General features: G+C 68.5%; 5 protein-coding genes. 1 reads left to right on the top strand and 4 read right to left on the bottom strand.

Going from position 1 to position 6,571, the window contains the following annotated elements:
* Positions 1-76 precede the first annotated feature (76 nt).
* From J1N50_RS13655 to J1N50_RS13640, 4 genes are read right to left on the bottom strand one after another with little or no spacing between them, the layout of a single operon-like run.
* The gene (locus J1N50_RS13655) at positions 77-1,327 is read right to left on the bottom strand and encodes an N-succinylarginine dihydrolase (protein ID WP_215354382.1); all 1,251 of its coding nucleotides are present in this window, start codon (positions 1,325-1,327) and stop codon (positions 77-79) included.
* Positions 1,328-1,330: 3 nt separating this feature from the next.
* A complete protein-coding gene (locus tag J1N50_RS13650; protein WP_215354379.1) occupies positions 1,331-2,332 on the bottom strand; it encodes an arginine N-succinyltransferase in 1,002 nt (333 codons plus the stop codon).
* Positions 2,329-3,540 (bottom strand): hydrolase, encoded by a 1,212-nt coding sequence (locus J1N50_RS13645; RefSeq protein ID WP_215354377.1) that lies wholly within the window; start codon positions 3,538-3,540, stop codon positions 2,329-2,331. Before J1N50_RS13645 ends, J1N50_RS13650 begins: the two co-directional genes overlap by 4 nt.
* A gap of 46 nt (positions 3,541-3,586) precedes the next feature.
* A complete protein-coding gene (locus tag J1N50_RS13640; protein WP_215354384.1) occupies positions 3,587-4,258 on the bottom strand; it encodes a spermine/spermidine synthase domain-containing protein in 672 nt (223 codons plus the stop codon).
* Between the two features lie 129 nt (positions 4,259-4,387).
* Here J1N50_RS13640 and J1N50_RS13635 point away from each other — a divergent pair, with 129 nt between their 5' ends.
* Entirely contained in the window at positions 4,388-6,481 is a 2,094-nt protein-coding gene (locus tag J1N50_RS13635; protein ID WP_215354374.1) for a malate synthase G, read from the top strand.
* Positions 6,482-6,571: the final 90 nt, after the last annotated feature.

The raw sequence follows: 6,571 nt of genomic DNA, 5'->3' as shown, positions 1-6,571 counted from the left end.
ATCCTGAAACAGCGAGGCCATCGCCGCAGCCAGGATGACGATGCTGGAAATGTCGTGCTTCGGTCGAAACCCGCCCTCAGATCAATTCCTCCAGCCCCAGCGCTTCCAGCAACGCCGAGCGCGCGCGCTGGACGTCGCGGACCAGCGCCGCCGAGGCGAGGTCGCCGGGCGCGATCGCTTCGGGCCAATGCGCGGCGACGACGTCGGCGATCCGGTCGAGCTTCGCGGGGTCGGCCAGGAAGCGCGGGTCGACGGTCGCCGGGTCGGCGACGACGCGCAGGCGCAGGCAGGCGGGGCCGCCGCCGTTCGCCATCGACTGGCGGACATCGACCGGCAGCAGGCGGCGGATCGGGCCGTTGCCCGCGACATGCGCCTCCAGCCAGGTCCAGACCGCGGGCGTCTCGCGCGCTTCGGTGGGGAGGACAAGGCCCATGCCGCCGCCATCGGGCAGGCTGACGAGCTGGGCGTTGAACAGATAGGATTTGATTGCGTCGGGCAGGCTGACCGCGCTCGCGGGCACCTCGACGATCTCGACCTCGGGGAAGGCGGCGCGGATCTGCGCGTGCGCGCCTTCGCGATCCTCGAACGCGGTTTCGTGCGTGAACAGCACATGCTCGTTCGCGACCGCGACGACGTCGTTGTGGAAGGCGCCGCCCTGGATCGCGGTGTCCGACTGGCGGATGAACAGCGTCCGCGCCGGATCGAGCCTGTGCCTGCGCGCGATCGCCTTCGACGCATCGAGATGCTGGCGCGCGGGGAAGCGGCCGCCGCTCAACCCGTAAACGAAGATTTCGACGCCGGCCGATCCGTGCCCCGAACAGAGCCGCATATGGTTCGCCGCGCCCTCGTCGCCGAACGGCGCGGGAACCGGCCCATGCACCGCGAACGCCGGATCGGCAAAGGCGACGCGCAGCTGCGCCAGCGTCCCCGGCCATTCGTGGCTGCGGTGTGGCATGGTGACGAGGTTGGCGACGGTCAGGTGGCATTTGCCGTCGCCGCTGTCGGGCGCGGGCGATACGGTCGCGGCGTTCGCGGCCCACATCGAAGAGGCCGACCAGGCCTGCGCGCGCAAATGCGTTTCGGCATCGCCCAGCGAGGTGCCCAGCGTTGCGAGCCAGGGCGCGTCGGGCCGGTCGAGCGGCATGAAGAAGCCCTGGCGAAGGCCGAGCGCGATATTGTGGCGCATCTTCTCGATGCCCTGCAGCGCCGCCGCGCGCGGCTGCGACACATCGCCGGCGTTGGCCGCCGAGGCGATGTTGCCGCGGCTGAGCCCGGCATAATTGTGCGTCGGGCCGATGATGCCGTCGAAGTTGATTTCGGTGAGCATCGCTTATCGCCCGATCCAGCTGATCGGATCGCCGACCCGGACCCCCAGCACCTCGGCCGCATGGGCATCGATCGTCCCGTCCGCGCCGACCGTGCCGAAACAGCAGCGGAAATCGCGCAACTGGCCGGTGGCGATCAGCGCGTCCTCGCCGCCCTCGGCGATGCCGCTCACTTCGACATGCTTCGCATCGCGGATGCTCGCGACCTGATCGGTGCGCGCGGTCATTGTCGGGCCGCCGTCGAAGATGTCGACATAGTTTTCGAAGGCGAAGCCCTCATTCTCCAGCATCCGCATCGCCGCACGTCCGGTCGGGTGCGGGACGCCGATCACCGCGCGCGCGGTTTCGGGCAGCATCGCGATATAGACGGGGTGTTTGGGCATCAGGTCGGCGATGAACTGGTTGCCGTGGACCGCGTTGAACTGGTCGGCTTCCTGGAAGCTCATCCCGAAGAATTTGCCCGCGACCCCGTCCCAGAAAGGCGATCCGCCCGCCTCGTCGATCACCCCGCGCAGCTCGGCGAGGATGCGGTCGCCGAAGCGCGCGCGGTGCCGGGCGATGAAGAGGTAGCGCGAACGTGCGAGCAGCAGCCCGAGCCCGCCGGCGCGCGCCGCGGGGTGGAGGAACAGTCCGCCGACCTCGCTCGACCCGTTGAGGTCGTTGCTCAGCATCAGTACCTGCGCGTGGAAGGTGCGGCCGAGCTGTTCGCTATGCTTGCTGTCGGTGCCGATGCGGTACGAATAAAAGGGCCAGCGCTGGCCGACCTGCCCGAAAATCTGGCAGGTGCCGCGCACCTCGCCGCTGTCGAGATCCTCGAGCACCATCAGATAGAGCTCGTCGGCCGGATATTCCTTTTCCGAGGCGAATCCGGCCTCGGCACGCTCCAGCTTCGCACGCAGCGCCTTCTTGTCGGGGGGGAGGTTGGTGAAGCCGCCGCCCGTCAGCTTCGCCATCTCGTAAATGCTCTGCAGGTCGCCCGGCTTGGCCGCCCGGATCACATAATTCACACAGTCCCCCGTTCCGCTATTCTCATCATGGTCAGCGCCGACAGCTGCGCGCGTTCGGCGAGGCTGTCGACGATCAGAAATTCGTCCGAGCTATGGATTGCGCCGCCGCGCGGCCCCATCGTGTCGACCACCGGCACACCGCAGGCGGCGATATTGTTGCCGTCGCAGACGCCGCCGGTCGCTTTCCAGCGGATCGGCGGCAGGCCGAGCACCGCGCCGCAGTCGCGCACCAGCTCGAACAAGCGCGTCGCGGCCGCGTCGAGCGGCTTGGGTGGCCGGTTGAAGTTGCCGTGGATATGGCAATGCACTTCGTGCTCGCGGGAGACTGCGGCGACCGCGTCGCGGAGCGCGGCTTCGGCCGCCGCCATTGCTTCGGGAGTCGAAGGGCGCAGGTTGACGCGCAGGATCGCAGTATCGGGCACGACATTGTTCGGGCCGCCGCCGTCGATCTTCGCGGGATTGACCTTGAGGTCGGGCGATTTCAGCGCGTTCAGCCGCAGCGCGAGGTCGGCCGCGGCGATCAGCGCGTTGCGCCCGTCCTCGGGGTTGCGGCCGGCGTGGGCGGACAGGCCATGGACGATCACCGAGAAATTGCCGCTGCCGGGCCGCGCGCCGGCGAGGCCGCCGTCGGGCAGCGCCGGTTCGTAGGTCAGCGCCGCGGTCTTGCCCTTCGCCAGCTCGGCGATCAGCGCGGCCGAGGCGTGGCTGCCCGTCTCCTCGTCGCTGTTGATCATCACGTTATAGCCGACGCGGCGGGCGAGCGGAGAGGCTTCAAGCGCCGTCAGCGCGGCGAGGATCACGGCGATACCCGCCTTCATGTCGGCGGTGCCCGGGCCGTTGAGGACGCCGGGTTCGAGCCACTGGAGCGTCTGGAACGGGTGATCGGCGGGAAACACCGTGTCCATATGGCCGGTGAGCAGCAATTGCACCGGTGCCTCGGGGCGGACGCGCAGATGCAGGTGGTCGCCGCGCTGCGTCGTCTTGATCTTGCCCCCGGCGTCGACGCTTTCGACCGGGTCGGGCGTCACGAGGCGCACCTCGCCGGGCAGCGCCGCAAAGGCGTCGGCGAGCTGCCCCGCCACGGTTTTGAGACCGGCCAGATTGCCCGTGCCGCTGTTGATCGCCGCCCAGCGCTCGACCTGTGCGAGCATCGGCGCGTCGGCGGCCCGTTCGAGCGTCGCGGTTTCGGATGACGAGAGCGAAGTCATGCGGGTGGCTATAGACGCGGGCGATAGGGTTTGGCGACCCCCGGCATCAGGCGGCGCGCGCGAACCAGATGATGTGCCGCGCGCCCTTGCCGTTGCTGCGGGCACGCACGGCGACCTCTTCGACCGCAAAGCCCGCGTCCCTCAGCCGCCGCGCGAAGCGCGCGTCCGGATGCGCCGACCAGTTGGCAAGAATGCCGCCGGGCCGCAATGCGCGGCGCGCGCGGTCGAGCCCCGCGGCAGAATAGATGCGGTCGTTGCTTTCGCGGGTCAGCCCGTCGGGGCCATTGTCGACATCGAGCAGGATCGCATCGAACGCGCCGACCGCGCCGCCGATCACGCCCGACACATCGGTGATGCGCAACTCGACGCGGGGGTCGTCGAGTGCGCCGGCGGCAAGCGCCGCCATCGGTCCGCGCGCCCAGTCGATGATGTCGGGCACCAGCTCGGCGACCATGATGCGCGCATCGGGGCCGAGCCGGGCGAGCGCGGCGCGCAGGGTGAAGCCCATGCCATAGCCGCCGATCAGCAGATACGGCGCGGCGCCGCCCTGCAGCCGGTCGCAGCTCATGTCCGCGAGCGCGACTTCCGAACCGCTCATCCGGCTGCTCATCAGCTCGTTGCCGCCAAGCGCGATCGTGTAATCGCCGCCGCGCCGGAACAGGCGCAGCTCTTCGCCGCCGGGGACGGGTGCGGTTGCCAGGAGTTCGCGCGCGATCATGTCGCGCCCATAGCGGTCGGCCCCCGGCTTTGCACCCCCCATTGCCAACCTCTTTCATTCGCGCCATAGGGCAGCGGCCCTTTCCTCCCCGGGTCCACTGGCGCGATCGCGCTGACCAAAGGGTGCTGAATGACTGATTTCCTCGACCGCAACGGCCTCTCCGTCGATTCGCGTCTGGCTTCCTTCATCGAGGAAAAGGCGCTGCCCGGAACCGGCGTCGACCCACAGCGATTCTGGGCCGGTTTCGCCGACCTGCTCGGCAAGTTCGCCCCCGAGAATGCCGCGCTGCTCGCGAAGCGCGAAGATTTGCAGGCCAGGATCGACGCCTGGCATCGGGCGCGCGAAGGGCAGGCGCACGACGCTGCCACCTATCAGGCGTTCCTTCGCGAGATCGGTTATCTCGTCCCCGAACCCGCGCCGTTCCAAATCGGCACCGCGAATGTCGATCCCGAAATCGCGACGATGGCGGGACCGCAGCTCGTCGTGCCGGCATTGAACGCGCGGTTCGCGCTCAACGCCGCCAATGCGCGCTGGGGCAGCCTCTACGATGCGTTCTACGGCACCGACGCACTCGACGCGCCGCCCGCAAAGCCCGGCGGCTATGACGCGGATCGCGGCGCGGCGGTGATCGCGCGTGCGAAGGCGTTCCTCGACGAAACCGTTCCTCTCGCGTCGGGACGATGGGCCGACTGGCAGGGCGGGCAGCTCGCGCTCGCCGATCCGTCGCAATGGGCGGGCAGCAAGCCCGGCGGCATCCTGTTGAAGCACAACGGCCTGCACATCGAACTGGTGATCGACCCCGACAGCCAGATCGGCAGGACCGACCCCGCGGGCATCGCCGATGTGCTGCTCGAAGCCGCGCTGACGACGATCATCGACCTCGAGGATTCGGTCGCGGCGGTCGATGGCGAGGACAAGGTGCTCGGCTACACCAACTGGCTCGGGCTGATGCGTGGCGACCTCGTCGAAAGCTTCGTCAAGGGCGGCGCGACCGTCACCCGCGCGATGGAGCCCGACCGCCAGTGGACCGCGCCCGATGGCGGCAGCTTCGCGCTCCACGGCCGCAGCGTGATGTTCGTCCGCAACGTCGGCCATCTGATGACGACGCCGATGATCCGCCTGCCGAACGGCGCCGAGGCGCCCGAGGGGCTCTGCGACGCCGTCATCACCAGCCTCTGTTCGCTCCACGATCTGAAGGGGCTTGGCACCCTCAAGAACAGCCGCGCGGGCAGCATCTACATCGTGAAGCCCAAGCAGCACGGCCCCGACGAATGCGGCTTCACCGACCGCCTCTTCAACGCGGTCGAGGACATGCTCGGCCTTGCGCGACACACGATCAAGGTCGGCGTGATGGACGAGGAGCGCCGCACCTCGGCGAACCTCGCCGCGTGCATCGCGGCGGTGAAGGACCGCATCGTCTTCATCAACACCGGCTTCCTCGACCGCACCGGCGACGAGATCCACACCTCGATGCGCGCGGGTCCGATGATCCCGAAGGGCGAGATGAAGGCGAGCGACTGGATCGCCTCCTACGAGGATCGCAACGTCCGCATCGGCCTCGCCTGCGGCCTCAGCGGCAAGGCGCAGATCGGCAAGGGCATGTGGGCGATGCCCGACCTCATGAAAGCCATGCTCGACGCCAAGATCGGCCATCCGAAGAGCGGCGCGAACACTGCGTGGGTACCGTCGCCGACCGCCGCGACCTTGCACGCGCTGCACTATCACATGGTCGACGTCTTCGCGCGGCAGAGGGAAATCGCAGGCGAGGCGGTGCCGTCGCTCGATCGCCTGCTCGACATCCCCGTCGCGGCCGGGCGTAACTGGAGCGAGGCGGAGATCACCCGCGAGCTCGACAATAATTGCCAGGGCATCCTCGGCTATGTCGTGCGCTGGATCGATCAGGGCGTCGGCTGTTCGAAGGTGCCCGACATCGACGATGTCGGCCTGATGGAGGACCGCGCAACGCTGCGGATCAGTTCGCAGGCGCTCGCCAACTGGCTGCTCCACGGCGTGTGCAGCGAGGCGCAGGTCGATGCCGCGCTGGCGCGCATGGCGGCGAAAGTCGATGCGCAGAATGCGGGCGATCCGCTTTACGAAAAGCTGACACCCGACGGCATTGCCTATCAGGCCGCGCGCGCGCTGATCTTCGAGGGCGTGGCGCAGCCGTCGGGCTACACGGAGCCGCTGCTGCACAAATATCGGCAGGCGAAAAAGGCGGGGTGATCTTGAGCCGAAGGGCGAACGTCCCGCTGTTGGGGTGGATTCCAGCCTTTCAATTCTCGTCATGCTGGCTGCGGCGATGGCCTCGCTGTT

Source organism: Sphingopyxis soli (assembly GCF_018682675.1).
Classification (GTDB): Bacteria; Pseudomonadota; Alphaproteobacteria; order Sphingomonadales; family Sphingomonadaceae; genus Sphingopyxis; species Sphingopyxis soli.
The sequence above is the reverse complement of the archived record's forward strand: the minus strand, read 5'-3'. Positions and strand labels throughout refer to the sequence as shown.

Coding starts and splice junctions, on each gene's coding strand:
- J1N50_RS13635 (WP_215354374.1), top strand. CDS start 4,388: ATGACTGATTTCCTCGACCGCAACGGCCTCTCCGTCGATTCGCGTCTG.
- J1N50_RS13655 (WP_215354382.1), bottom strand. CDS start 1,327: ATGCTCACCGAAATCAACTTCGACGGCATCATCGGCCCGACGCACAAT.
- J1N50_RS13645 (WP_215354377.1), bottom strand. CDS start 3,540: ATGACTTCGCTCTCGTCATCCGAAACCGCGACGCTCGAACGGGCCGCC.
- J1N50_RS13640 (WP_215354384.1), bottom strand. CDS start 4,258: ATGATCGCGCGCGAACTCCTGGCAACCGCACCCGTCCCCGGCGGCGAA.